We start from the raw sequence: 21,577 nt of genomic DNA on the forward strand, positions 1-21,577 counted from the left end.
CTGATGAAGACTGACTATCCAGGTTCAATACAAACTGTGGAACCAACGGAGAAAACCGCATCGAGATGGTCGAGAGCGGCGGCGACGCGCTGCCGTGCCTGGTCCTTCAGCGGCAGGACGGGGCGTGGCGGATCGACGTCGCAGAGGTTCAGAAGCCTGGCGATGACATACATCACCCTAAAACTGCCGAATTCCTTGAACAGCGCCCAAAGCGGTACGAAGGCGGCGTCAAGTCGCTCGACGGTCGCGGCGTCCCCGGCTTGCGCCGCTCGCGTCAGGGTCAGGGCCTGTGACGGCAGAAGTCCTGCGACGACGGAATACCAGGCGTCGCTCCCGGCGAGCAGCGCAGGCGCGCCGCCCCAGTCGCCGCTGTAACCGATCTTGAACGCCGACCCGGTCGCAGACCGGAGGACGGCGAGTTCGGAAGCCAAGTCGCCACCGGACGGCAAAGGCATCTTCACGGCTTCGATGTTCGCCACCTTCGACAAGCGGGAAATGAGGTCCAGGCTGAAGGTGAACCTGGTCGTGCCGGGATTGTTGTAGATGCAAAGCGGGAGCTGCGCCGCGTCGGCGACTGCGGCGAAGTGTTCGAAGACCTCGTCGTCGAAGAGCGGCGTATAGGAAACCGGAGCGAGAAGCAGGCCGTCGGCGCCCGCAGCCTTCGCGTCACGGGCAAGGTCCACCGCATCGCTGGTCCGGATCGCTCCGACGCCGACGATAACCGGGATTTTGCCGCCGACCGTGTCCTTTGCCGTTTCGACCGCCCGTCGACGCTCTTGTCGCGTGAGGAAAGCGTAGGCGCCGGTACTGCCGAGCAGTCCAATGGAGTCCGCTCTCGGCTCCTCGATGTTCTTCAGAAGGCGCGCGAGGGCGGCGGTGTCGAGCCTGCCGGAAGCGTCCGCCGGGGTGATCGGGAATGCTGAAAGGCCTTGGAAGATAGACATGAAGCAACCTTTCAGATGCGGATCAGGAGAAGTTTTAGCCCGGCAAATCCGAAGAATACCGCCAGCGTGCCTTCGATCCAGCGCCGCGCCCGCCGATACAGGCGGATCATGGGAGCGGTCGAAAAGACGATCGCGTAGCCACAGAAGATGGTCACGCTCAGCACCGCGCAGCCTGCGAGGATCACGAGAACCGTATGCGACGACGACCCAGGGCCGAGTCCTAACGTCATCAGTGCGATCCAGGCCAGGATCGATTTCGGATTGGTGAGATGCATTAGCAGTCCGCGCTTGTAGAGAGTGGCCGCCGTCGCCTTTTGTTCGTCAGTCGGGCGAAGCTGATCCTTGTCTGACGAAAGCGCAGCCTTGCCCGCTTTGAAGGCGAGATAGAGAAGATACAGGCCTCCGAGCATCTGCAGGATCACGAGTGCCTGCGCGTACTGACTGAGGATCGCCGAGACACCTGTCGCCGCCATCAGGCCCCAAAAGATCGAGCCACTGACTACGCCAGAGGCGACTGCCAGCGCGGCCCCGCGGCCGTCCTTCATGGCGACGGCCATGATGCGCATATTGCTCGGCCCGGGACTACCGGCAGCGATGACGTAGGCGGTAAAGACGATGATGAATTGGTCGGCCAGCATTTTACTTCTCGGGAGGTGCAAACTGGCGTCGTCAATAACCGCACAACTGGCCCTGGCATAGAACCAGTTTTGAATAAAAAGTGCTGGTCCAGTTGCCCTCAGGCCTTGCCTGACTGAGTTTTCCCGGTAATGCCTGGATCAACGAAACGTCTTCATTTGGGTAATCGCGATGGTCCAGTTACCGCCCCGCAAGCAGAATTCGTCGGGAAACTCGTCGTCGGGACTGGGCGCGCGCGGGATCTATGAGAACCTGCGGGAACAGATCGTGGCAGAGGTATACGGCCGTGGAGACGTGCTTCCGTCGGCTCGTGCACTGGCGGTCGAGCTTGGCGTCTCGCGAACGACTGTGACGTCCGCTTACGAACAGCTCGCCGCCGAGGGTTTCGTGGTCATTCGACATGGCGCTCGGCCACGGGTGGCCATCAAGATCGCGCACAGTGAGCCGGGAGAAGTCGCTCATACAGCCGCAGAGCCACACGGCCTCTCCGCTTTCGGAGAAAGGCTTCGATCCCGAGCCATCCCGATGCGGGTTCCGTCGGAGAAGCTCGTCGCCGATTTCCGCTACGGCGACATGTCGGCCTCTGACTTCCCTACCCTTGCCTGGCGCAAGGCCATGAACGGCGCTGCGCTGGGACGGCCGCCCAAGCTATCCTATGGCGACCCCTGTGGCTCGATCCACCTGCGTACCGCCCTGCAGGGCTATCTATGGCGAGCCCGCAGCATCAGGTGTGAGGTGGGCGAGATCGTCGTCGTCAACGGTTCTCAGCAGGGACTGGATCTCTGCGCCCGCCTGCTTCTCGATGAGGGCGACGGGTTCGCCATCGAAGAGCCCTGCTACCCGATGGCACGGAGCGTCTTCGAGATGACAGGAGCCATCGCCGCCCCGGTGGAGGTTGACGCCGAAGGCATCAGAGCGGACCTGTTGGCGGATGTTGGCGCGCGGCTGGCTTACGTCACGCCTTCACATCAGTTTCCCTTGGGAAGCGTAATGTCCATGGGGCGACGCCTGCAACTGCTAAGATGGGCGCAAGAGAAGAGGGCCTACATCGTCGAGGACGACTACGACAGCGAATATCGATTCGACATGAACCCGATACCGCCGCTTCGCGCGCTGGGAGGCGCGTCGAACGTCATCTATATCGGTACGGTTTCGAAGACACTGTCGCCGACGCTGCGGATCGGCTACGTCGTCATTCCGCGAGAGTTGCAGGAGGTTTTTGCCCACGCCAAGCGCCTGACGGACAGGCATGCCCCCATCCTCGAACAGGAGGCGCTCGCGACACTGGTGGAATCCGGCGTCTACGAAAGCCACGTGCGCAAGGCCCGGCGTCAAAATGCCCGTCGACGTGCAGCGCTCCTCGACGTCCTGCAGGCTAAATTCCGCGATGTCGTTCGTGTCGAAGGCGCGGAGGCCGGTCTGCACGTCGTCGTCTGGTTCCGCGACATGCCGCCCTCTATGGCGACATCGTTCATCGATAAAGCCGCCTCGCTCGGAGTTGGCATCCACTCCATATCGCCTCATTATTTCGATCAGACATTGGATCGGAGCTGCCTCGGCCTGGTGATGGGATACGCAAGCCTGACCGAGAGCCAAATCCACAGAGGACTAAAGCTCCTTCGACGCGCTTACGAGGATGCAACAGGCTGCGGCGACGTATCGTAGGTGCTTTAGGGCCTGCCTGAGGGAACAGATGCGCGATCTCACCGCCGCCGCCGACGCCGTCGGCGACCTCCTGGGTGCTATCTCGATGCAGAAGCGAGCCTCGGCACCGCGCGGGTGGTGATCTGTCCCTAAAGCGCTTTGCGTTTTGGTGGAACCAAAACCGCGCTCTAACTCCTTGTTTTACGCATTTTGTCGACGCCAAACGAAGATTTTGGCTGCAAAACGCTCTAAAACCACCGCCGTTCAGGCTCGGAGCTCTTTGCAATCACAATTCCCAAGAGAACACCGAGCACGCCGCCAAGCATCATCGCCGAAGAGATTGTGCCTGGATTCTGCTGGACGGTTTCAGTCACGGTGTGTGCCTGGCTACGCAATTGCCGGGCTGCGCGCGAGGCCCGTTCGGCGGCGCTGTCGTACCAGCCCTGTGCCTCCTCGGCGCGGTCTGAAAGGGTCCGATTTATTTTGGTGATTTCGCGACGAAGCTCGGCGATCTGTTTCTTCATCGCCTCCTGGGCGTCGTTTGCCGCCTTTGAGGCGCCTGCGGTGTTAGCGGTTTCGGCCATTGGATCTCTCCTTTTAATATCAGAGACAGGGCTTTTAGTATTAGAGACAGGGGAACGGTCGCGGACGCGCAGGGTTCCTTGCCTTGGAAAACGCGCCGCTGATTGCGGTATCAAGCATTCCCCTGCACGCGCGTGTGGCGAGCGATGATGCTCTCCTCATCGGTGGCGACGACGCGTATTTCGACCTTGCTGTCTGGCCGGCTTATGATCTCGGCATGCGAGGCATTGGATGGCTCGTCGATCGCCACACCAAGCCAATCAAGCCTTTCGCATATTGCCTTGCGGACCGAAGCCGAGCGCTCGCCGATGCCGGCGGTGAACACCAGGCATTCGAGGCCGCCCAGCGTGTTGGCGAGCGCGGCAGCCTCCCTTGCCGCCCGGAAAGCAAAAAGCTCTACCGCTTCGCGGGCGTGAGGGTCGTCGCTTGATTCCAGCGTGCGCATGTCGCCCGAGATGCCGGATATTCCAAGCAGCCCGGATTCCTCATAAAGCATGTGCTGCAGAGCCTCTCCAGCGATGCCTCTTTTCAGGACGAAGTACAAAAGCACCCCCGGATCGATGGCGCCGCAACGCGTGCCCATGACCAGCCCGTCGAGCGCGGAAAAGCCCATTGTCGTGTCGAAGCTTCTCCCGTCGCGCATGGCGCACAGGCTCGCCCCGTTGCCGAGATGGGCGACGATCGTCCGCTTCGCTGCAAGCGCGGGCGATATCGCCTTGAGCCGCGCGGCGATGTACTCGTAGGAAAGACCATGAAACCCGTAGCGGCGGATTCCGTCCGCATCGTATCTGCGCGGCAGCGCGAAGCGGCTCACGATCGGATCGATCGTCTGATGGAAGGCGGTGTCGAAGCAGCCGACCTGCGGCAGATCCGGCCGCAGCGCGGCAAGTGTGCGGATCGGCGCGAGACTGCGGGGCTGGTGCAGCGGCGCAAGCGGCGTCAACCTGTCCAACGCCTCGATCAGGTCCGGCGTCAGACGGACGGGTTCGACGAACTCGCGCCCGCCATGCACGATGCGGTGACCGGCGGAGACCAGTTTCCTGCCACCAAGTTCGCTCTCGATCCAGCGGAGCAAATCGCCGATGCCCGTATCGCGTGCGTCTGCGGCAAGCCGCCGATCACACTGAACTGTTCCGTCGGCCGCTTTCGCGCTGAGCCTCGGCGCATCGCCCAGATCCAGCGTGCCACGCGAGACAAGTTGGAGCTCCACGGACGGTTCAAGATCGTACAGTCCGAACTTGATGCTGGAGGAGCCGGCGTTCAGTGCAAGAATTGCCTGTCGCATCAATCGCCGGCCTTCGTCGCGCTGTTCTCGGGCCAGTTCCACTCCTGAATCTCGGGCATGTCTTCGCCGTGCTCGCGGACGTAAGCTTTGTGTTCGGCAAGCTTCCCGTGAAGTTCGGCGGTAAGATTTTTCGCCCGTTCGGCGAGCCCCCGTTCGACGAGCCCAGGCACGCGTTCGACCGCAGCGAGCGCCAGGTGGTAGCGGTCGAGCTCATTGAGCACGACCATGTCGAACGGCGTCGTCGTGGTGCCTTCCTCGCGAAAGCCGTGCACATGCATGTTGTCATGATTGGCGCGTCGGTAGGTCAGGCGGTGGATGAGATAGGGATAGCCGTGATAGGAGAAGATAACCGGCCTGGCCTTCGTGAACAGCGCATCGAAATCCTCGTCAGCGAGGCCATGCGGATGCTCTGAATTCGACTGCAGCGTCATCAGGTCGACCACGTTGACGACGCGAACCTTCACGTCCGGAAGCGCCGAACGCAGAATGTCGGCGGCAGCGAGCGTCTCCAGTGTCGGCACGTCGCCGGCGCAGGCCATGACCACATCCGGATCCTCGCCCTCGGCAACCGTCCCGGCCCACTCCCAGATCCCCGCCCCCGCCCTGCAGTGCGTTTCCGTGTCTTCGACAGACAGAAATTGCGGCGCCGGCTGCTTGCCGGCGGTGATGACGTTGATGCGGTTATACGTTCTCAGGCAATGGTCGGTGATCCAGAGCAGCGTGTTGGCATCCGGCGGGAAATAGAGCCTGACCGTGTCGGCCTTCTTGTTGGCGACAAAATCGGCAAAGCCCGGATCTTGATGGCTGAAGCCGTTGTGATCCTGCCGCCAGACATGGGAGGTCAGCAGGTAATTGAGTGAAGCGATCGGCTCGCGCCAGGCAAGCTCGCGGGATGTCTTCAGCCATTTCGCATGCTGGTTGACCATGGAATCGACGATGTGGATGAACGCCTCGTAACAGGAGAACAGGCCATGGCGGCCGGTCAGCAGATAGCCCTCCAGCCATCCCTGGCAGAGATGCTCGCTGAGTACTTCCATGACGCGGCCGTCCCGAGAGAGTTGGACGTCATAGGGCTCGATCCGCTGCATCCAGACCCGGTCCGTGACCTCGAATACCTCGTCAAGGCGGTTGGAGGATGTCTCGTCCGGCCCCATCAGCCGGAAATTCCCGGCCTGCGCGTTCAGGCGCATGACGTCGCGGAGATAGCCCCCGAGAACCCGCGTCGCCTCGGCTTTGACACCTCCCGGACGCGGCACATCGAGCGCCAGGCTTTTCCAATCGGGAAGCACGAGGTCGCGCTTCAGCAGTCCGCCATTGGCATAGGGGGTTGCGCCCATGCGCTTGGATCCGGTTGGCGCAAGCGCCGCCAGCTCTGGAAGAAGATTCCCGCTTTCGTCGAACAGCTTTTCCGGTTCGTAGCTCCGCATCCAGTCTTCGAGGATCTTGCGGTGTCCCGCGTTGCTGCGGGCGTTCGACACCGGCACTTGATGCGAGCGCCAGAAATCCTCGACCTTCTTGCCATCGACCTCCTTCGGCCCGGTCCACCCCTTCGGGCTGCGCAGCACGATCATCGGCCACAGCGGGCGCCCTCCTTGCCAGCCCGTAGTGCGGGCGCGCTTCTGGATCGAGCGGATTCTGTCGAGCACGGTGTCAAGCTTCGTGGCCATCAACCGATGCATGGGAACCGGCTCGTGACCTTCGACGAAAAAAGGTTCGTAGCCATAGCCGGCGAACAGGGCTCGCAATTCCACGTCATCCATGCGGGCAAGGATCGTCGGGTTGGCGATCTTGTAGCCGTTGAGATGCAGGATCGGCAGCACAGCGCCGTCGGATGCCGGGTTGAGGAACTTGTTGGAGTGCCATGCCGCCGCTAGCGGGCCGGTCTCCGCTTCGCCGTCACCGACGACGCAGGCGACCACCAGATCGGGATTGTCGAAGGCCGCGCCGAAAGCATGGACCAGCGCATATCCCAGTTCTCCGCCTTCATGGATCGAGCCGGGCGTTTCCGGAGCAGCGTGGCTCGGCACTCCGCCGGGGAAGGAGAATTGCCGGAAGAGTTTCCTCAGGCCGTCTTCGCCCTGGCCGATTTCGGGATAGATTTCGCTGTAGCTGCCCTCGAGCCAGGTGTTTGCGACCATCGCCGGACCGCCATGACCCGGGCCGCAGATAAACAGAACGTCGAGACCGCGTTGACGGATGACGCGGTTCAGGTGGACGTAGATGAAGTTGAGGCCAGGCGTCGTGCCCCAATGGCCGAGCAGCCGCGGCTTGACGTGTTCGGGTTTCAGCGGCTCGCGCAGCAGCGGATTGTCCATCAGATAGATCTGGCCAACCGAAATAAAGTTCGCGGCCCGCCAATAACGGTCCATGAGATCGACCTGGTAAAGGCCTGTTGTGGTCGCAGCTTTCTGAGCCTCGTCGTTCATCGAAACGTCTCCAGAACGCGTTCGCCCGTCGATATCTGGAGTGGCATCGCCCTGGAGAAAGGATTTTCACGGAAATAAGTTCGGCTGGAGCTGCTGTTGTGCCCGCCAATCGCTCTTTTGCAGGAACCTGGAAGCTCGCCAACGATTAAGGAGACGAGCCGCCGAAATAAGAGCAAGCGCTGCCGAGCGCACGCCGATCAAGGGATTGTCGCCCAGGAGCCGTTGGCCACGATTGGGGCGGACGTCAGCTTGTAAGAGGAGCAAAAGATGCTCGATCTTTCCCACGCACGCAACCGAATGGTCGAGGTCCATCTCAGCCGACGTGGCATCCAGGACCGCGAGGTGCTGGAAGCGATGCGCGAGGTTCCGCGCGAGGCATTCGTCGCCCCCGGCTTTGAAGAATTCGCCTATGAGGATGGGCCTTTGCCGATCGCCGAGGGTCAGACGATATCGCAGCCCTATATCGTCGCCTTGATGATCGAGATGGCAGAGATCGGACCGGGTGATCATGTCCTGGAGGTTGGCACCGGTTCAGGCTACGCGGCTGCCGTGATTAGCCGGATCGTCGAACGCGTCTACACGATCGAGCGCCACGCCGGGTTGGCCGAAACGGCGAGGCAGCGGTTCGAAGAGCTTGGCTACGACAATATCGAAGTCCGCACCGGCGATGGCACCAAAGGCTGGCCCGACGCAGCGCCGTTCGACGCCATTCTGGTCGCCGCCAGCGGACCCGGTGCGCCGCTTGCGCTTCAGGAACAGCTCGACGTTGGCGGCAGGCTCGTCATCCCGGTCGGCGACGAGCCGCATGATCAGCGCCTTCTCAAGGTCACCCGAACCGGCGCTGCAACTTACAGCGAGGAGGATTTCGGCGGTGTGCGGTTTGTCCCGCTCATCGGCGAGCAGGGCTGGCCAGAGAGCGGCAACCGTATCGCGAACGATCGTCCGTCCGGACGCGCACGCACGCGCAGCCTGCCGGAGATGATCGCTGCCACGGCCGAACCGCTGCCGGATTTCGACGACCCGGCGTTCGGCGAATTGTTCGACCGGTTTGGCGACCGGCGCGTCGTCCTGCTCGGTGAAGCGAGCCACGGCACGTCGGAGTTCTACCGGGCCCGCGCAGCGATCACCCGCAGGCTCATCGAGAAGCACGGCTTCACCATCGTCGCCGTCGAGGCCGACTGGCCTGATGCAGCGGCAATCGATCGCCACGTCCGCCACCGGCCGCCACGGGCCAATGCCGATCCGCCGTTCCAGCGGTTTCCCACCTGGATGTGGCGCAACACCGACGTCGCCGCATTCGTCGACTGGATGCGACAACACAATGAGCGCATCAGGATATCCTCCCGACTGGCGGGGTTCTACGGCCTCGACATCTACAATATGAGTGGATCGATCGCCGCGGTCCTGCAATATCTCGACCGGGTCGATCCGCAGGCAGCAAAGATCGCGCGTGAACGCTATGGCTGCTTGACGCCTTGGCAAAATGAACCATCCACCTATGGCCGTGTCGCGCTCACCTCCGGCTACCGGAAATGCGAGCAGGCCGTGCTCGAACAATGCCGCGGACTGCTTGTCAGGCAGCTCGACTATGCCCAGCAGGACGGCGTCGATTTTCTGGATGCGACCCAGAATGCCCGGCTGATCGCCTCCGCGGAACGCTACTACCGGATCATGTACTATGGCGGCGCGCAGTCTTGGAACCTGCGCGACACCCATATGTTCGAGACGCTCGAGCATCTGCTGGAAGCCCGCGGGCCTCATGCCAAGGCGGTCGTGTGGGCGCATAATTCCCATATCGGCGACGCCCGCTACACCGAAATGGGGATTATCAGGGATGAAGTGAACATCGGCCAGCTGTGCCGCCAGCGCTTCGGCGACGAGGCGGCCTTGATCGGGCTCAGCACGCATTCCGGGACAGTGGCCGCGGCCTCTGACTGGGACAGCGAGATGGAAATCAAGCGGGTGCGGCCTTCCCATAACGATAGCTACGAGCGGCTTTGCCATGATAGCGGCGTCTCGCGTTTCCTGCTCGACATCAAGCGCGACGACGATCTTCGCAACCGGCTTCTGGAGCGCCGGCTGGAGCGCTTCATCGGCGTGATCTATCGGCCGGAAACCGAACTGCGCAGCCATTACGCGGATGCCTCTCTTTCCCAGCAATTTGACGCGCTCGTCTGGTTTGACGAAACCGTCGCGGTGACGCCGCTTGGGCCGGAGCATGTCGGAACCGGCGTTCCCGACACCTATCCGTTCGGGCTTTAGCGCCTCACAACAGAGCCGCATCAAGGTGAGTTTCGGCGGAACATTCATCGCGCCCTGCTGTTTCTAGAACAGGACCCTTTTCGAAGGAGTTGTGCCATGAGCGGAACCAAACATCCAAAGTGGAAAAAGCCGAGCGATGCCGATCTGAGGAACAATCCCGGTATCGGCACCTCGAAGGGCACGATCAAGGAAGGCGATGAACTCTTGCTCGAAGGCGAAAACACAATCGAAGGCGATGTCGAGAATGACACAAACGCCCTTGGCGGGATCAATCCAAGGCAAAAGATGCGGACGAACAAATAGCGCCGCTGCGCATCCCTCCGCCTAATTCACTCCCCAGCAAAAACGTCGCGGCGACAGCAATTGAAAGCAGGCTCAGCATCGCCAGGCCTGCCCTGGCGACGTGCGAGGCTTCCCAAAAGTCGCGCAGGTCTGTCCAGTCGCCGCTTTGCTTGCGACGGAGCATTGAAAAAAACGTCGCGGCTGGTTTCGAGACAGCGACATCTTGCACCCAGAAATTGTTGACGGGATGCGTGACCAGCCAATAGGTCGCATGTTCCGCCACCAGGAAGACAAGGGCCGCCAAGGTCCACCAGAATCGAGCGCCTGGATAAGGCGTGAGGTAAAGCAGGATGGCGAGTGCAACGATGCCGCCGATCTCGGCAAACCCGCCGACGGTGAAACCGGGATAGTAGATCGTCTGCACAGATTTATAGGTGGCCTCCTTGAGGCGCAACTTGCCGGGCAACTCCAACGCGTGCGCAAGCGAGAGCGCCATCGTGATCGCGACCAGGAGAATGGTGACAATCATGAACGCGCGCATGCTGCTATTCCGTGAACGGTGCCTACGCAGCGTAGATAGCATGCCCGCCGGCCGGGTAAAGGCGTCGAAGGTGGAGGGCTGCCCCATTCCCAACGCCGCTGGCATTGAGCACCGCAAGGCAGGGAACCATCGTTCGGCATGATGGTTGTCATCCCGGATGATCCTGCTCGGCGAAACGAGGAGGTATACTGCAAACGGCCCGCATCTACGCCGAGGTCGACCACAACGCGTTCGGAGCGTATCGAATGACTGATCCCGATCCTGATCCGAACAATCCCGTGCCGATTCCAGATAATCCCAATCCCGAGCCTGCCCGGCCGCCTGCTCCGCCGGAAACTCCGCCGGGTGAGCCTCCGGGCGTTCCCCCGCCTTCGCCTGATCCCGTTCCAGGCCCGCAAAGGCAGCCCGTCGAAATTCCTCCCGAAACACCGTCCGAAATCCCGACGGAGCCGACCTTCCCGGGTCCGACGGCCAGAACATCGGAAACTGGCGGAACTTACAGCGAGTGGCGTAGAACGACGCCGTCGCCGGTTTTGGTCATTCCCCGATTTGGCTGGTCGAACGTTCGTTGAGCGTGCCGCCCGTTTGCGCATCGATCGCCGCCAGGCTGACCTCATAGCCCCACAGGGTCCGGATATGGCGCAGCGTGGCGTCGCGACTGGCCTCCTCCAGCATGATGCCGTTCTTCACCTTGTGCTCCAATCGCAACTGCCGGTCGCCGAGCAGATCCACATCCACCACCTGGATATCCGGCCGGCTCGCGCCGATGTCATAGCTCTGGGCGAGCCCAGCGCGTATCTTTTCGTAGCCACGCTCATTGTGTATCGACGCGACTTCGTAATGCGGTTCGCTAGCGGCGTCGGCGAGGACAAAGAACCGCCATCTTCGCATCAGAGCGGGGCTCAGATACTGGCGGATGAAAGATTCGTCGCGATGGTTCGCCCACGCGTCGAGCAGGGTTTCGCGCCAATTGCCATTGCCGGCGATATCGGGGAACCAGTCACGATCCTCGGCGGTCGGCTCTGTCGATATGCGCTGGATGTCCTGCATCATGTCGAGACCCAACGCATAAGGATTGATGCCGGAAAAGCGCGGGTCGTCGAAGCCCGGCTGAAAGATCACGTTCGAATGGTTGCGCAGGATTTCCAGCATCGCGCCCTCGCTGATCAGGCCGCGATCGAACAGCATGTTCATGAGCGTGTAGTGCACGAAGGTGGCGCAGCCTTCGTTCATCACCTGCGTTTGCCGCTGCGGATAAAAGTATTGCGCGACGACGCGGACAATCCTGATGATTTCACGCTGCCAGGGCTCCAGGACCAGGCTGTTTTTTTCCAGGAAGTAAAGCAGGTTCTCCTCGGGCAGGTTGAGCGTTTTCTTTCGCTCCGCGATGCCGAGGTCCGTTCCGCTGGCCTTGGTCCCGTCCTTCGAACGCGGGAGCGTACGCCACAGATCGTTGTAAGAACGCTCTTCGTATTCCAGGCGCTCACGAACGCCCTCACGCTGCCGCTCCGACGACAGCTTCGGCGGCCGGCGATATCTGAACACCCCCTGTTCCATCAGCGCGTGGGCCGCATCGAGGATCGCCTCCACAGCGGCGACGCCGTGCCGCTCCTCGCAACGGGCAATGTAACCCTTGGCAAAGTCCAGATAGCTCAGGATCGCGCTGGCGTCCGTCCATTGCCGGAACAGATGATTGTTCTTGAAAAAATGATTATGGCCAAGCGCTGCATGAGCTGTCACCAGGGCCTGCAGGGCCATGGTGTTTTCCTCCATCAGGTAGACGATGCAAGGATTGGAATTGATCACCAACTCATAGGCGAGCCCCCGCCCGCCTTTGCGATAGAGCAATTCCTGGTAGAGGAAATGCTTGCCGAAGGACCAGTGGCGATACATCAGCGGCATGCCGACCGAGGAATAGGCGTCGAGCATCTGCTGGGACGAGATGATCTCCATCTGCACCGGATAGATGTCGAGGTGAAGCTCTTCGATGGCGATCGCCTCAATCGCTTCGTAGGCGCGCGACAGCGTCTTGAAATCCCAGTCCGACCCAGAAAAGAGCAAACCTGATTTGCTGGTTTGGCCGGACTTGCTGGTTTGTCCTGGTTTGCTGGTCTGGCCGAATTTGCTGGTCTGGCCGGATTTGCTGGTCTGGATTGCCATCGGCTCTCCTCAAGCGCTTTTCTGCAAGACCGGCTGCCTGGCAAAGAGCTGGCGAAAGACCGGATAGATGTCGGCTGCGTTGGCGATACGGCTCATCTGGAAATTCGGCCATCTCTGGTTGACAACGCTGTAGGCGCGCCAGAGCGAGGTTCCATTGTCGGTGCTGCCGAAAATATGGCTCTCACGTTCGTCGATGATCTCGACATAGGCGAAATACTGGCACAGGCGCATGATCTGGCCGTCCATGAGGCCAATGCAGCGCTCGGAATCGGTGACGAAATTGTCGCCGTCCGACGCCTGGGCGGCATAGATGTTCCACTCGTTGCTGGGATAGCGCTGCGCGACGATGCGGTGCATTTCCTCGAGTGCCGTGGAAACGACCGTGCCGCCGCTTTGCGTATTGTAGAAGAAGGTTTCCTCGTCTACCTCCTGCGCCTCGTGCGTATGGCGGATGAAGACGATTTCGGTGCGGTCATAGCGCCGTTTCAGGAACAGGTGCAGCAGCACGAAGAAGCGCTTGGCCAGATCCTTCTCGCGTTCGCCCATCGAGCCGGATACGTCCATGAGACAGAACATGACCGCATTGGCGTTCGGCACGGGCTGGGCGTCGAAACGGTTGAAGCGGATGTCGACGGGATCGACATAGGCGATCCGCTTGCGGCGGCGCTCAAGTCGCTCAAGCTCCTCCCGCAACGCTGCAATGCGCTGGCGTGCCGGCGCCGCGCTCTGCGGCTCGGCCTCCAGGATTGCGAGTTGCTTCGCAATCGCATCAAGCTCCTCCTGCTTGGGGCGCCTTAGCGCAATCCTGCGACCATGGCTGTTTCGCATCGTGCGCCCGACATTGATGTTGGTCGGCGAACCGGTCGCCGCGAATCCGGCGCGGCGCGGTTTGAAGGAAAGTATCTCCTTGAGGTTGAGCTTGACCATGTCGGGAAGCTCGAGATCCTCGAAAAAGAGGTCGAGCACCTCCTCGCGCGAGAGCACGAAACGAAACTCGTCCTCCGAGGCCGTTTTCCCGGGAGACGAGCCGCCGCCACCCTGGCCGGGCTTGGGAACCCGGTCGCCCGGGGCGAAATGCTTGTTGCCCGGCAGGATGTGCTGCCGCCTGCCGCTGTCCTTCGCATCGCTGAAGCTCGGCTCGCCTGTGCCCCTCGCCGGCATCGAGACGGCGTGCTCGCTGTCGACATCGGCGATCTTGCCGGTACGGATCCGATCCCGGATGCTTCGCTTCAGCTCTTCGCGCGCACGCTTCAGGAAGCGCTGGCGGTTGCCGAGGCTCTTGTCCTTCGGGTTCAGTCGGCGATCGACAAAGATCGGCATGGAACCATCCCGGCCGGACTCAACCCGCCTTGTTCACCCGCATATACCAGTCCACCAGCCGGCGGACCTGACGTTCGGTGTAACCGCGTCCGACCATCCGATGCACGAACTCAGTATGCCGCTTCTCCGTCACGCTGTCCTGCTTGGAGCCGAAGCTGATCACCGGGAGCAGATCTTCGACCTGGCCGAACATCCGCTTCTCGATGACTTCGCGCAGCTTTTCATAGCTTGTCCATGACGGGTTGCGGCCGTGGTTCCTCGCCCGGGCGCGCAACGTGAACTTCACGACCTCGTTGCGGAAGTCCTTGGGGTTGGCAATGCCGGCCGGCTTTTCGACCTGCGACAGTTCGTTGTCCAGCACCTCGCGATTGAGGATCTGGCCGGTATCGGGGTCTTTGTAGTCCTGGTCCTCGATCCAGGCATCGGCATAGGCGATGTAGCGATCGAACAGGTTTTGGCCGTATTCGCTGTAGGATTCCAGATAGGCCTTCTGAATTTCATGGCCGATGAACTCGGCATAACGCGTGGCCAGTTCCGACTTTATGAAGTCGAGATAAGCGGCTTCCGTTTCCTTCGGGAACTGCTCGCGCTTGATCGCCTCCTCCAGAATGTACATCAGATGCACGGGATCGGCGGCCACTTCCTTGGTGTCGTAGTTGAAGGTCTGCGACAGGATCTTGAAGGCAAAGCGCGTGCTGACGCCGTTCATGCCTTCATCGACCCCGGCGGCATCGCGGTATTCCTGAACCGACTTCGCCTTGGGATCTACGTCCTTAAGGTTCTCGCCGTCATAAACGCGCATCTTCGTGTAGAGCGGCGAATTGTCGTGCTCGGCCAGACGGGTCGAGACGGTGAACCGGCTGAGAATGTCGAGAACCTCTGGAGCGCAGGAACTGGAGGCCAATTCGCTTTCGCGCAGCAGCTTTTCGTAGATCTGCCTTTCTTCGGTGACCCGCAGGCAATACGGCACCTTGACCACCAGGATACGGTCGAGGAACGCCTCGTTGTTCTTGTTGTTCTTGAACTGCAGCCATTCCGATTCGTTGGAATGGGCTACGACGATGCCCTGATACGGGAAAGATCCGAAGTTTTCCGTACCGTTGTAGCTGCCTTCCTGGGTAGCGGTCAGCAGCGGATGGAGGACCTTGATCGGCGCTTTGAACATCTCGACGAACTCGAGCAGCCCCTGCGTGGTCCGGTTCAGGCCGCCGCTGTAGGAATAGGCGTCCGGATCGGATTGGCTGAAATGCTCGAGCTGTCTGATGTCGACCTTGCCGACCAGGGCCGAAACGTCCTGGTTGTTCTCATCGCCTGGCTCGGTCTTGGCGATGCCGATCTGGCGTAGCCGCGAAGGCATCAGCTTGACGACGCTGAATTTGGAGATGTCGCCTGACAGTTCGTCGAGGCGCTTGGCCGCCCATGGCGAAATAAGACCGTTCAGCCGGCGCCGCGCGATGCCATACTTGTCCTCCAAAAGGTCGCCCATGCGGTCAGGATTGAAAAGCCCGAGCGGCGATTCGAAAACCGGGCTGATCTGGCCACCCACCTTCAGCGTATAGATCGGACGCTCCTCCATCAGCTTCTTCAGCCGTTCGGCGAGCGAGGACTTGCCGCCGCCGACAGGGCCAAGCAGATAGAGAATCTGCTTGCGCTCTTCGAGCCCTTGCGAGGCATAGCGGAAATAGCCGGCTATGCGCTCGATCGTGTCCTCCATGCCATAAAACTCGGAGAAGGTGGGATAGACCTTGATTGTCCTGTTCGAGAAAATGCGGCCGAGCCGCTCATCCATGCTGGTGTCGATCAGGGTGGGCTCGCCGATCGCCTCGACCATCCGCTCGGGCGCCGAGGCGTACATCGATTTATCCTCGCGGCAGGCAAGGAGATACTGCTGGATGCTTATCTCCTCCTGCGCCGCATTCGTATAAATCTCCGAAAACAGATCGAAGACGTCGGAGTGGTTCTCGCGCATGGTATTCCTCGCCCCGGCCGGTCTGGTTGCTCTCGCCTCTTCATTCAACTGTCGGAAAGCCTTTGTGGTTCCCTATTACACGTAGTGCGTCTGCGACCGGATGTTAGGGGTCGAGACAGATATCGTGAACGCCTGGAAGTCAGCCAGCGAATGGCTCGCACAATGGAACGTTTCCGAGGGAAGTCCATTCTTCCATCAGCGCTTGCCGAGTGCAACAGCCCGCTGGGTACAAGCTGCCTTTCTGAAGAAATAAACCGCCCGCGCTCAGCAGTTGCCCGCGCTCAGCAGGTTGCCCGCGCTAGCAGGTTGAATGGCGACGCACAGGTGATTCGGCGAAGAGAGCTGCGCTGCGGTGTCCAACCCTGCACCAGGAGCAACGGTTTCGCTCCTGCTCGGAAATGAGGGAAAGGAGATGTTCCATGTTCGAGAACAGTATGTGGTTGATCGTCGTTGCTGGCGGCCCGCTACTGCTGGCAATCCTGCTCGCCTACGCACTCCTTACGTGGCGACGCCGCGGGCCTGCAGAGCGCAGAGAAAGCGATCGGGCCACCGAGCGACTGTATCGCGAGGAAAACGACCGCCCGGGCGGAGGCAGTTGAGAACCGTATCGGCAGCCCGACTTTCTGCTAGACTCCGACACTTTCGGGCCAAAGCGCCCGGATCTGCTTCGGCAACGCGTCCCGCACCTTGGCCGACTGGCCGAGGTCGACATGCCTGGCGAGTACCTTGAACACGGATCTCGTCGCATCTTCGGGATTCACGGGTCGAGTGGATTTCATCTCCTCGGCCACCCGCTGCAGGAAATCTTCCAACGATCGGCTGCTCGTCGGCAGATCAGGCGGCCGATACCGATCATAGTAGGCTCCCCGCACGAGAAGCGGCAGTTCCACCCCAAGTTGGCAGCCAGGTTGATCTGCAGCCAATCCCGCAAGGTGCGTAGAACGGCTCCCAGCATATGCCAGGCCACGCGCCTGTCGGGCCCGTGATCGGCCATGATCTCGTCCAGCCAGATGTTTGTCGTCTGCAGGGTTTTGTCAAAAACGTCCAAGCCGGTTGCGCTCATCGTCGCCTCCTCTGGGCAATCCCAACACCTGCCCAAAATGCCCGCCCAATATACCCGCCATGACGCGCAAAACGGCGATCGAGCGCAATTGTTTCGTCACGCGTTGAAAATCGTCCAAGAGCAGCGGCGGATGCAGCCATGGATTGCATCCAACGTCTGAAGCCAGGCGATCACCTTCGGGTGTTTTTGGGCTGCATAATTGCCGACATCCATGCCAGGTTGCGCAGCCATGAATTTAATGCCCATGACTTTCATGCCCATGACTGGACAGCTCCGAAGCGACCCAAGACTATAGAATCCAGGCGAAGGGCCTTTACGCGTGCAGTTACGAACGGGCATCCAAAAGGAGGCGGCCATGAGGAGCGATACCGAGTATCTACGTCACGCCGTGCAGATCGCCACCGAGAGCCGGGCGAGTGGCAATCATCCTTTCGGGGCGCTCCTGGTCGGGCCGGAAGGCGACGTGCTGCTTTCGTCGGGCAACACCTACGCGCGGGATCGCGGCGTTGGCCACGCAGAGGCAAACGTGGCCCGCGCGGCCGCGCAGCAATACGACCCGACCTTTCTCGAGCGATGCACGCTGGTGACCTCGGTCGAGCCGTGCTGCATGTGCGCCGGGGCCTGTTACTGGGCTGGCATCGGCACCGTTGTCTACGGACTCAGCGAAAGGCGGTTGGCCGAGCTGACCGGAGACAACCCGGAGAATCTGACCCTCGATCTGAGTTGTCATCAGGTGTTCGCCGCCGGACGGCGCCATGTAGCAATCCGTGGCCCATTCCCTGAACTCGAAGAAGAGATCGTAAACGACCACAAGGATTTCTGGTGACAGAAACCCATCAATAAGGGACTGCTGTCGGTGAAGCGTCCGTAGCCTCTGGGGCGCCACCAGCCGAAAGCTCAGTTGCCCGGAACCTTCCTCCCCTCTCGCCGGTTTACCGCAGAGGGGTTGCAAATGGGTCGATATTTCAGCCTGTCAGCTGCGTCATTATTGCTCGCGAGCGGCTCAGCCGGCGCCCAGTCGGTAGCCAGCACTCAGTCGGCACTTGAGCCCGCGGGAGCGGAAGCGCAGCAGGTAGCCATGCTGTTTTGGGTCATGCTAAGCGGCGGCGCCGTCCTCTGGCTGGGCGTGGTCGGCCTGCTTCTTCATGCAGCCCTGGTCAATCGCCGCAGGCTGGCCGAAAAATCCGCCAGCAGGGTCATCCTTTGGGGCGGCGTCGTCTTCCCCTCGGTCACGCTTTGTGCGCTGCTCGCCTATGCGCTGTGGCTGATGCCTGGCCTTCGGCCCTTCGCCCAGGCGAGCCCCGCTGCCCTGCGGATCGAAGTCACCGGCAAGCAGTTCTGGTGGGACGTTGTCTATCACCCTGCTCAGGGACCGCCGGTCGCGTCCGCCAACGAGATCAGGCTGCCGGTCGGCGAACGGGTCGAATTGACCCTGAAAAGCGCCGATGTGATCCATTCCTTCTGGATCCCACCGCTCGGCGGCAAGATGGACATGATCCCCGGCCGCAGCAACAGGCTTTCGATCATGGCCACGAAACCTGGTATATTCCGCGGGCCGTGCGCGGAATATTGCGGCACGTCTCACGCCCTAATGGCTTTCTCGGCCGTCGCGATGGCGCCTGAAGCATTCCGGTCCTGGCTTGCCGTCCAGGCAATTCCCGCGGAAGGGGCCGGCGCAAGCGGCGGCGCGCTGTTCCTGCGCCATGGCTGCGGGTCCTGCCATTCCGTCGCGGGCACCGATGCGCGCGGCCTGATCGGCCCGGACCTTTCGCATGTCGGTTCCCGCGCCACCGTCGCAGCCGGCATCCTGCCCAACACCGAAGACGCCGTCGCCCGCTTCATCGCCCGGCCAGACCTGATCAAGCCTGGGTCCAGCATGCCGGCCTTCGACATGCTGCCGCCGGACGACATTCGCGCCATAGCCGCCTGGCTGAGAGGCCTGCGATGAGCGCTGCGGTCAAGGAGCGTTCGCGGGAGGAATACAAGGCGCAGGAAGAGCGGCTGCGCGCCGTGTGGGCCAATCCGGCCGGCTGGCGCTACTGGACCTCGGTGAACAATTACCAGATCGGCCTCTGGTACGGCTCGGCCGCCTTCGCCTTCATGCTGTTCGCCGGCGCGCTGGCGCTGCTGATGCGGCTGCAGCTCGCCGTGCCCGACAACGATTTTCTGTCGGCCGACTTCTTCAACCAGGCCTTCACCCTGCACGGCACGGTGATGATGTTCCTGTTCGCGGTGCCGATCTTCGAGGCAGTCGCGATTTTCCTGCTGCCGCCGATGCTGGGCGCGCGCGAGATGCCGTTTCCGCGCCTCGGAGCCTTCAGTTTCTGGAGCTTTTTGCTCGGCGGCATCTTCGTCTGCGGCTCGATCTTCTTCAATGCGGCGCCGTCGGCAGGCTGGTTCATGTATCCGCCGCTCGCCACCGACAAGGAGTTCTCCGGCATTGGCGCCGACATCTGGCTGCTCGGCCTTTCCTTCATCGAAGTCGCCTCGATCGCTGCCGCCGTCGAGCTCATCGTCGGCATCATGAAATGCCGTGCGCCGGGCATGCGCATCAACCTGATGCCGCTTTTTGCCTGGTACCTGCTGATTGTTGCCGGAATGATCCTGTTCGCCTTCCCACCGCTGATCGCCGGCGATCTCCTGTTCGAGATGGAACGGATGTTCGATTGGCCGTTCTTCGATGCAGCGCGCGGCGGCGACCCGCTGCTGTGGCAGCATCTGTTCTGGATATTCGGCCATCCCGAGGTCTACATCATCTTCCTGCCGGCCATAGCGCTGATGGCTATGATCGTGCCGACTTTTTCGCAGCGTCCGATCGTTGGTTATTCCTGGATCGTGCTCGCGGCAGTTGGGACGGGGTTCCTCTCCTTCGGCCTGTGGGTACACCATATGTTTGCGACAGGCCTGCCGCAGATCTCGCTGGCCTTCTTTTCGGCGGCCTCCGAGGCGGTGGCGATCCCGACCGGCGTGCAGATCTTCGTCTTCATCGCCACCATGCTGGCCGGCCGGGTGATCTTCTCGACCCCGATGCTGTTCGGCACCGGAGGGCTTGCCATCTTCGTCATCGGCGGACTGACGGGCGTCATGGTGGCGCTCGCACCCTTCGACTGGCAGGCGCACGACACGTATTTTGTCGTTGCGCACCTCCACTATGTGCTGATCGGCGGCATGCTTTTCCCGGTCGTGGCCGGGCTCTATTACTATTACCCGCTGATCGACGCGAAGAAGCTCTCCGACCTTCTGGGGCGGCTCGCCTTCTGGCTGATGTTCTGCGGCTTCAACATCGCCTTCTTCCCCATGCATCTGAGCGGCTTGCGCGGCATGCCCCGCCGCGTCTTCACCTATCCAGCCGAAATCGGCTGGGACTGGCTGAACCTGATCTCGACGGCCGGAGCCTTCATTTTCGCCGCCGGCGTGCTGGTGGTCGTCTTCGACGTGATCAGGCCCAAGCACCGGCAGCCGCGCGGCGAATTCAACCCGTGGAATGCCGGCACGCTGGAATGGATTTCCGAGCCGGAGGAGAACTGGGGCGTCCGCTCGATACCCATCGTGCGCAGCCGCTACCCCTTGTGGGACCAGAGGGATCTTGCCCGCAAGGTCAATGAAGGCCGCTATTATCTGCCCGACGCGGAAGAGGGATGGCGCGAGGGACTGGTCACCTCGGTGCTCGACGCCGAACCCATCCAGGTGCTGCGCGTCGGCGGCACCTCCCATGTCACCATCGTCTCGGCCCTCTCGCTCGGAGCCGCCTTCATCGCGCTTACCTTCCACTGGTGGATCGCGACGGCGCTGGCCTCAATCATCTGCTTTTGCGCCGTCATCTATTGGCTCTGGACGGGCACTGGCGAAATCCCCGAGAAGCCGGATAAGGATGTCGGCCTGGGCCTCAGCCTGCCGCTTTATGCCTCCGGCTCCGATTCGGTCGGCTGGTGGGCGATGTTCATCACCATGGTGGGCGACGGCACGGCGTTCGCCAGCCTCGTCTTCGGCTATTTCTTCTACTGGACGATCCATGCCGACTTCACCGCGGGGATTGCCGGGCCCGATGCGGTCTGGTCGCTGATCGCTGCCAGCCTGTTCGCTGCGGCGTGGGGCCTGATGGTGGCGGCACGCACGGTCAACAGGCGCGGCACTACGGCCACTATGCGCGGCTTGCTGGTGCTGTCCCTGCTGACGACCGTTGCCGCGTCCGCCGCAGGCTTGGCCGCGCCATTGTCTCCAGGCATGGACCCGACGCGCCACGTCTATCCCGCAATCGTGTGGATCCTCGTGATCTGGGTGCTCGCCCATGCGGCGCTCGGCACGGTCATGCAGGCCTATTGCCTGGCCCGCTCGCTGGCCGGCCGACTGACGCCGAATCATGACATGGACCTAGGCAATGTGGTGCTCTACTGGCATTTCCTGCTGATTGCCGCCGTCATCACCTTCGCCATCATTGGCCTCTTTCCGGCAGCGATGTGAGG

17 protein-coding genes and 1 pseudogene are annotated in these 21,577 nt (G+C 61.5%); 7 read left to right on the plus strand and 11 right to left on the minus strand.

Annotated features, from left to right (window positions below):
* Positions 1–14 precede the first annotated feature (14 nt).
* On the minus strand, positions 15–944 hold the full coding sequence (locus NMG80_RS20260) for a dihydrodipicolinate synthase family protein (protein ID WP_254019732.1): 930 nt from the start codon (positions 942–944) through the stop codon (positions 15–17).
* Between the two features lie 11 nt (positions 945–955).
* Entirely contained in the window at positions 956–1,582 is a 627-nt protein-coding gene (locus tag NMG80_RS20265; RefSeq protein WP_254019733.1) for a LysE family translocator, read from the minus strand.
* Between the two features lie 169 nt (positions 1,583–1,751).
* On the opposite strand from NMG80_RS20265, the gene pdxR reads away from it, so the two are divergent.
* The gene (gene pdxR / locus NMG80_RS20270) at positions 1,752–3,245 is read left to right on the plus strand and encodes a MocR-like pyridoxine biosynthesis transcription factor PdxR (RefSeq protein WP_254019734.1); all 1,494 of its coding nucleotides are present in this window, start codon (positions 1,752–1,754) and stop codon (positions 3,243–3,245) included.
* A 227-nt stretch (positions 3,246–3,472) separates the two neighbouring features.
* Here the strand turns inward: pdxR and NMG80_RS20275 are convergent, their stop codons facing one another.
* The 3 genes from NMG80_RS20275 to NMG80_RS20285 all read right to left on the minus strand — a co-directional run bounded on the left by NMG80_RS20275 (position 3,473) and on the right by NMG80_RS20285 (position 7,517).
* Positions 3,473–3,808: a hypothetical protein gene (locus tag NMG80_RS20275; protein WP_254019735.1), complete on the minus strand. Its 336-nt coding sequence runs from the start codon at positions 3,806–3,808 to the stop codon at positions 3,473–3,475.
* 110 nt (positions 3,809–3,918) lie between these two features.
* On the minus strand, positions 3,919–5,091 hold the full coding sequence (locus NMG80_RS20280) for an acetate/propionate family kinase (protein WP_254019789.1): 1,173 nt from the start codon (positions 5,089–5,091) through the stop codon (positions 3,919–3,921).
* Entirely contained in the window at positions 5,091–7,517 is a 2,427-nt protein-coding gene (locus NMG80_RS20285; protein WP_254019736.1) for a phosphoketolase family protein, read from the minus strand. Before NMG80_RS20285 ends, NMG80_RS20280 begins: the two co-directional genes overlap by 1 nt.
* A 267-nt stretch (positions 7,518–7,784) precedes the next feature.
* Here NMG80_RS20285 and NMG80_RS20290 point away from each other — a divergent pair, with 267 nt between their 5' ends.
* Together NMG80_RS20290 and NMG80_RS20295 are read left to right on the plus strand one after the other, a co-directional pair.
* Positions 7,785–9,779: a protein-L-isoaspartate(D-aspartate) O-methyltransferase gene (locus NMG80_RS20290; RefSeq protein ID WP_254019737.1), complete on the plus strand. Its 1,995-nt coding sequence runs from the start codon at positions 7,785–7,787 to the stop codon at positions 9,777–9,779.
* 96 nt (positions 9,780–9,875) lie between these two features.
* Positions 9,876–10,082: a hypothetical protein gene (locus tag NMG80_RS20295; RefSeq protein ID WP_029350518.1), complete on the plus strand. Its 207-nt coding sequence runs from the start codon at positions 9,876–9,878 to the stop codon at positions 10,080–10,082.
* On the opposite strand, the gene NMG80_RS20300 is transcribed toward NMG80_RS20295, so the two are convergent.
* From NMG80_RS20300 to NMG80_RS20320, 4 genes are all read right to left on the minus strand, one after another.
* Positions 10,048–10,602: a DUF1772 domain-containing protein gene (locus NMG80_RS20300; RefSeq protein ID WP_254019738.1), complete on the minus strand. Its 555-nt coding sequence runs from the start codon at positions 10,600–10,602 to the stop codon at positions 10,048–10,050. The genes NMG80_RS20295 and NMG80_RS20300 overlap by 35 nt on opposite strands.
* 537 nt (positions 10,603–11,139) lie before the next feature.
* Positions 11,140–12,762: a SpoVR family protein gene (locus NMG80_RS20310; RefSeq protein ID WP_254019739.1), complete on the minus strand. Its 1,623-nt coding sequence runs from the start codon at positions 12,760–12,762 to the stop codon at positions 11,140–11,142.
* 9 nt (positions 12,763–12,771) lie between these two features.
* The gene (locus NMG80_RS20315) at positions 12,772–14,082 is read right to left on the minus strand and encodes a YeaH/YhbH family protein (protein ID WP_254019740.1); all 1,311 of its coding nucleotides are present in this window, start codon (positions 14,080–14,082) and stop codon (positions 12,772–12,774) included.
* Positions 14,083–14,101: 19 nt separating this feature from the next.
* Complete coding sequence (locus NMG80_RS20320; RefSeq protein ID WP_254019741.1) at positions 14,102–16,051, minus strand: PrkA family serine protein kinase; 1,950 nt, start codon at positions 16,049–16,051, stop codon at positions 14,102–14,104.
* 419 nt (positions 16,052–16,470) lie between these two features.
* Between NMG80_RS20320 and NMG80_RS20325 the strand changes: the two genes are divergently transcribed.
* The gene (locus NMG80_RS20325; RefSeq protein WP_254019742.1) at positions 16,471–16,650 is read left to right on the plus strand and encodes a hypothetical protein; all 180 of its coding nucleotides are present in this window, start codon (positions 16,471–16,473) and stop codon (positions 16,648–16,650) included.
* A 27-nt stretch (positions 16,651–16,677) separates the two neighbouring features.
* Here the strand turns inward: NMG80_RS20325 and NMG80_RS20330 are convergent.
* Together NMG80_RS20330 and NMG80_RS20335 are read right to left on the minus strand one after the other, a co-directional pair.
* A pseudogene (locus NMG80_RS20330) lies at positions 16,678–17,114 on the minus strand (DUF2267 domain-containing protein).
* A 96-nt stretch (positions 17,115–17,210) separates the two neighbouring features.
* Positions 17,211–17,375 carry a hypothetical protein gene (locus tag NMG80_RS20335; RefSeq protein WP_254019743.1) on the minus strand — a complete coding sequence of 55 codons (165 nt, stop codon included), beginning with the start codon at positions 17,373–17,375 and terminating at the stop codon, positions 17,211–17,213.
* Between the two features lie 94 nt (positions 17,376–17,469).
* Here NMG80_RS20335 and NMG80_RS20340 point away from each other — a divergent pair, with 94 nt between their 5' ends.
* The 3 genes from NMG80_RS20340 to ctaD all read left to right on the plus strand — a co-directional run bounded on the left by NMG80_RS20340 (position 17,470) and on the right by ctaD (position 21,575).
* Positions 17,470–17,940: a nucleoside deaminase gene (locus NMG80_RS20340; RefSeq protein ID WP_254019744.1), complete on the plus strand. Its 471-nt coding sequence runs from the start codon at positions 17,470–17,472 to the stop codon at positions 17,938–17,940.
* A 126-nt stretch (positions 17,941–18,066) separates the two neighbouring features.
* Complete coding sequence (coxB, locus tag NMG80_RS20345; protein WP_301943378.1) at positions 18,067–19,062, plus strand: cytochrome c oxidase subunit II; 996 nt, start codon at positions 18,067–18,069, stop codon at positions 19,060–19,062.
* Positions 19,059–21,575 (plus strand): cytochrome c oxidase subunit I, encoded by a 2,517-nt coding sequence (gene ctaD, locus NMG80_RS20350; protein ID WP_254019746.1) that lies wholly within the window; start codon positions 19,059–19,061, stop codon positions 21,573–21,575. The genes coxB and ctaD overlap by 4 nt, the downstream gene beginning before the upstream one ends.
* The last annotated feature ends 2 nt before the right edge of the window (positions 21,576–21,577 follow it).

The sequence above is a fragment of the Mesorhizobium escarrei genome (assembly GCF_935825525.1).
Classification (GTDB): domain Bacteria; phylum Pseudomonadota; class Alphaproteobacteria; order Rhizobiales; family Rhizobiaceae; genus Mesorhizobium; species Mesorhizobium escarrei.

Excerpts from the sequence above, each read along its gene's own strand:
- NMG80_RS20260 (WP_254019732.1), bottom strand. The coding sequence starts at position 944 with ATGTCTATCTTCCAAGGCCTTTCAGCATTCCCGATCACCCCGGCGGAC.
- NMG80_RS20265 (WP_254019733.1), bottom strand. The coding sequence starts at position 1,582 with ATGCTGGCCGACCAATTCATCATCGTCTTTACCGCCTACGTCATCGCT.
- pdxR (WP_254019734.1), top strand. The coding sequence starts at position 1,752 with ATGGTCCAGTTACCGCCCCGCAAGCAGAATTCGTCGGGAAACTCGTCG.
- NMG80_RS20275 (WP_254019735.1), bottom strand. The coding sequence starts at position 3,808 with ATGGCCGAAACCGCTAACACCGCAGGCGCCTCAAAGGCGGCAAACGAC.
- NMG80_RS20280 (WP_254019789.1), bottom strand. The coding sequence starts at position 5,091 with ATGCGACAGGCAATTCTTGCACTGAACGCCGGCTCCTCCAGCATCAAG.
- NMG80_RS20285 (WP_254019736.1), bottom strand. The coding sequence starts at position 7,517 with ATGAACGACGAGGCTCAGAAAGCTGCGACCACAACAGGCCTTTACCAG.
- NMG80_RS20290 (WP_254019737.1), top strand. The coding sequence starts at position 7,785 with ATGCTCGATCTTTCCCACGCACGCAACCGAATGGTCGAGGTCCATCTC.
- NMG80_RS20295 (WP_029350518.1), top strand. The coding sequence starts at position 9,876 with ATGAGCGGAACCAAACATCCAAAGTGGAAAAAGCCGAGCGATGCCGAT.
- NMG80_RS20300 (WP_254019738.1), bottom strand. The coding sequence starts at position 10,602 with ATGCGCGCGTTCATGATTGTCACCATTCTCCTGGTCGCGATCACGATG.
- NMG80_RS20310 (WP_254019739.1), bottom strand. The coding sequence starts at position 12,762 with ATGGCAATCCAGACCAGCAAATCCGGCCAGACCAGCAAATTCGGCCAG.
- NMG80_RS20315 (WP_254019740.1), bottom strand. The coding sequence starts at position 14,082 with ATGCCGATCTTTGTCGATCGCCGACTGAACCCGAAGGACAAGAGCCTC.
- NMG80_RS20320 (WP_254019741.1), bottom strand. The coding sequence starts at position 16,051 with ATGCGCGAGAACCACTCCGACGTCTTCGATCTGTTTTCGGAGATTTAT.
- NMG80_RS20325 (WP_254019742.1), top strand. The coding sequence starts at position 16,471 with ATGTTCGAGAACAGTATGTGGTTGATCGTCGTTGCTGGCGGCCCGCTA.
- NMG80_RS20335 (WP_254019743.1), bottom strand. The coding sequence starts at position 17,375 with ATGGGCATGAAAGTCATGGGCATTAAATTCATGGCTGCGCAACCTGGC.
- NMG80_RS20340 (WP_254019744.1), top strand. The coding sequence starts at position 17,470 with ATGAGGAGCGATACCGAGTATCTACGTCACGCCGTGCAGATCGCCACC.
- coxB (WP_301943378.1), top strand. The coding sequence starts at position 18,067 with ATGGGTCGATATTTCAGCCTGTCAGCTGCGTCATTATTGCTCGCGAGC.
- ctaD (WP_254019746.1), top strand. The coding sequence starts at position 19,059 with ATGAGCGCTGCGGTCAAGGAGCGTTCGCGGGAGGAATACAAGGCGCAG.